Raw genomic sequence first — 2,945 nt, forward strand, 5'->3', positions numbered from 1 at the left:
TTTTAGTTTGGTTAAGTTAGAAAGGGCGCACGGTGGATGCCTTGACACTAGGAGTCGATGAAGGACGGGACTAACGCCGATATGCTTCGGGGAGCTGTAAGTAAGCTTTGATCCGAAGATTTCCGAATGGGGAAACCCACCATACGTAATGGTATGGTATCCTTATCTGAATACATAGGGTAAGGAAGACAGACCCAGGGAACTGAAACATCTAAGTACCTGGAGGAAGAGAAAGCAAATGCGATTTCCTGAGTAGCGGCGAGCGAAACGGAACATAGCCCAAACCAAGAGGCTTGCCTCTTGGGGTTGTAGGACATTCTATACGGAGTTACAAAGGAACGAGGTAGACGAAGCGACCTGGAAAGGTCCGTCGTAGAGGGTAACAACCCCGTAGTCGAAACTTCGTTCTCTCTTGAATGTATCCTGAGTACGGCGGAACACGTGAAATTCCGTCGGAATCTGGGAGGACCATCTCCCAAGGCTAAATACTCCCTAGTGATCGATAGTGAACCAGTACCGTGAGGGAAAGGTGAAAAGCACCCCGGAAGGGGAGTGAAAGAGATCCTGAAACCGTGTGCCTACAAATAGTCAGAGCCCGTTAACGGGTGATGGCGTGCCTTTTGTAGAATGAACCGGCGAGTTACGATCCCGTGCGAGGTTAAGCTGAAGAGGCGGAGCCGCAGCGAAAGCGAGTCTGAATAGGGCGTTTAGTACGTGGTCGTAGACCCGAAACCAGGTGATCTACCCATGTCCAGGGTGAAGTTCAGGTAACACTGAATGGAGGCCCGAACCCACGCACGTTGAAAAGTGCGGGGATGAGGTGTGGGTAGCGGAGAAATTCCAATCGAACCTGGAGATAGCTGGTTCTCCCCGAAATAGCTTTAGGGCTAGCCTTAAGTGTAAGAGTCTTGGAGGTAGAGCACTGATTGGACTAGGGGTCCTCATCGGATTACCGAATTCAGTCAAACTCCGAATGCCAATGACTTATCCTTAGGAGTCAGACTGCGAGTGATAAGATCCGTAGTCAAAAGGGAAACAGCCCAGACCGCCAGCTAAGGTCCCAAAGTGTGTATTAAGTGGAAAAGGATGTGGAGTTGCTTAGACAACTAGGATGTTGGCTTAGAAGCAGCCACCATTTAAAGAGTGCGTAATAGCTCACTAGTCGAGTGACTCTGCGCCGAAAATGTACCGGGGCTAAATACACCACCGAAGCTGCGGATTGATACCAATGGTATCAGTGGTAGGGGAGCGTTCTAAGGACAGTGAAGTCAGACCGGAAGGACTGGTGGAGTGCTTAGAAGTGAGAATGCCGGTATGAGTAGCGAAAGACGGGTGAGAATCCCGTCCACCGAATGCCTAAGGTTTCCTGAGGAAGGCTCGTCCGCTCAGGGTTAGTCAGGACCTAAGCCGAGGCCGACAGGCGTAGGCGATGGACAACAGGTTGATATTCCTGTACCACCTCTTTATCGTTTGAGCAATGGAGGGACGCAGAAGGATAGAAGAAGCGTGCGATTGGTTGTGCACGTCCAAGCAGTTAGGCTGATAAGTAGGCAAATCCGCTTATCGTAAAGGCTGAGCTGTGATGGGGAAGCTCCTTATGGAGCGAAGTCTTTGATTCCCCGCTGCCAAGAAAAGCTTCTAGCGAGATAAAAGGTGCCTGTACCGCAAACCGACACAGGTAGGCGAGGAGAGAATCCTAAGGTGTGCGAGAGAACTCTGGTTAAGGAACTCGGCAAAATGACCCCGTAACTTCGGGAGAAGGGGTGCTTTCTTAACGGAAAGCCGCAGTGAATAGGCCCAAGCGACTGTTTAGCAAAAACACAGCTCTCTGCGAAGCCGTAAGGCGAAGTATAGGGGGTGACACCTGCCCGGTGCTGGAAGGTTAAGGAGAGGGGTTAGCGTAAGCGAAGCTCTGAACTGAAGCCCCAGTAAACGGCGGCCGTAACTATAACGGTCCTAAGGTAGCGAAATTCCTTGTCGGGTAAGTTCCGACCCGCACGAAAGGTGTAACGATTTGGGCACTGTCTCAACCAGAGACTCGGTGAAATTATAGTACCTGTGAAGATGCAGGTTACCCGCGACAGGACGGAAAGACCCCGTGGAGCTTTACTGTAGCCTGATATTGAATTTTGGTACAGTTTGTACAGGATAGGCGGGAGCCATTGAAACCGGAGCGCTAGCTTCGGTGGAGGCGCTGGTGGGATACCGCCCTGACTGTATTGAAATTCTAACCTACGGGTCTTATCGACCCGGGAGACAGTGTCAGGTGGGCAGTTTGACTGGGGCGGTCGCCTCCTAAAGTGTAACGGAGGCGCCCAAAGGTTCCCTCAGAATGGTTGGAAATCATTCGTAGAGTGCAAAGGCATAAGGGAGCTTGACTGCGAGACCTACAAGTCGAGCAGGGACGAAAGTCGGGCTTAGTGATCCGGTGGTTCCGCATGGAAGGGCCATCGCTCAACGGATAAAAGCTACCCCGGGGATAACAGGCTTATCTCCCCCAAGAGTCCACATCGACGGGGAGGTTTGGCACCTCGATGTCGGCTCATCGCATCCTGGGGCTGTAGTCGGTCCCAAGGGTTGGGCTGTTCGCCCATTAAAGCGGTACGCGAGCTGGGTTCAGAACGTCGTGAGACAGTTCGGTCCCTATCCGTCGTGGGCGTAGGAAATTTGAGAGGAGCTGTCCTTAGTACGAGAGGACCGGGATGGACGCACCGCTGGTGTACCAGTTGTTCTGCCAAGGGCATAGCTGGGTAGCTATGTGCGGAAGGGATAAGTGCTGAAAGCATCTAAGCATGAAGCCCCCCTCAAGATGAGATTTCCCATAGCGTAAGCTAGTAAGATCCCTGAAAGATGATCAGGTTGATAGGTTCGAGGTGGAAGCATGGTGACATGTGGAGCTGACGAATACTAATAGATCGAGGACTTAACCATATAATATGTAGCAA

At 51.6% G+C, this 2,945-nt stretch carries 1 rRNA gene; it reads left to right on the forward strand.

The features are described 5' to 3' along the window. The first annotated feature begins 9 nt into the window (after positions 1-9). Positions 10-2,931, forward strand: a 23S ribosomal RNA gene (locus ACTFR3_RS30420). Positions 2,932-2,945 lie beyond the last annotated feature (14 nt).

The sequence above is a fragment of the Bacillus cereus group sp. MYBK14-1 genome, from assembly GCF_051916885.1.
GTDB classification, from domain to species: Bacteria; Bacillota; Bacilli; order Bacillales; family Bacillaceae_G; genus Bacillus_A; species Bacillus_A cereus.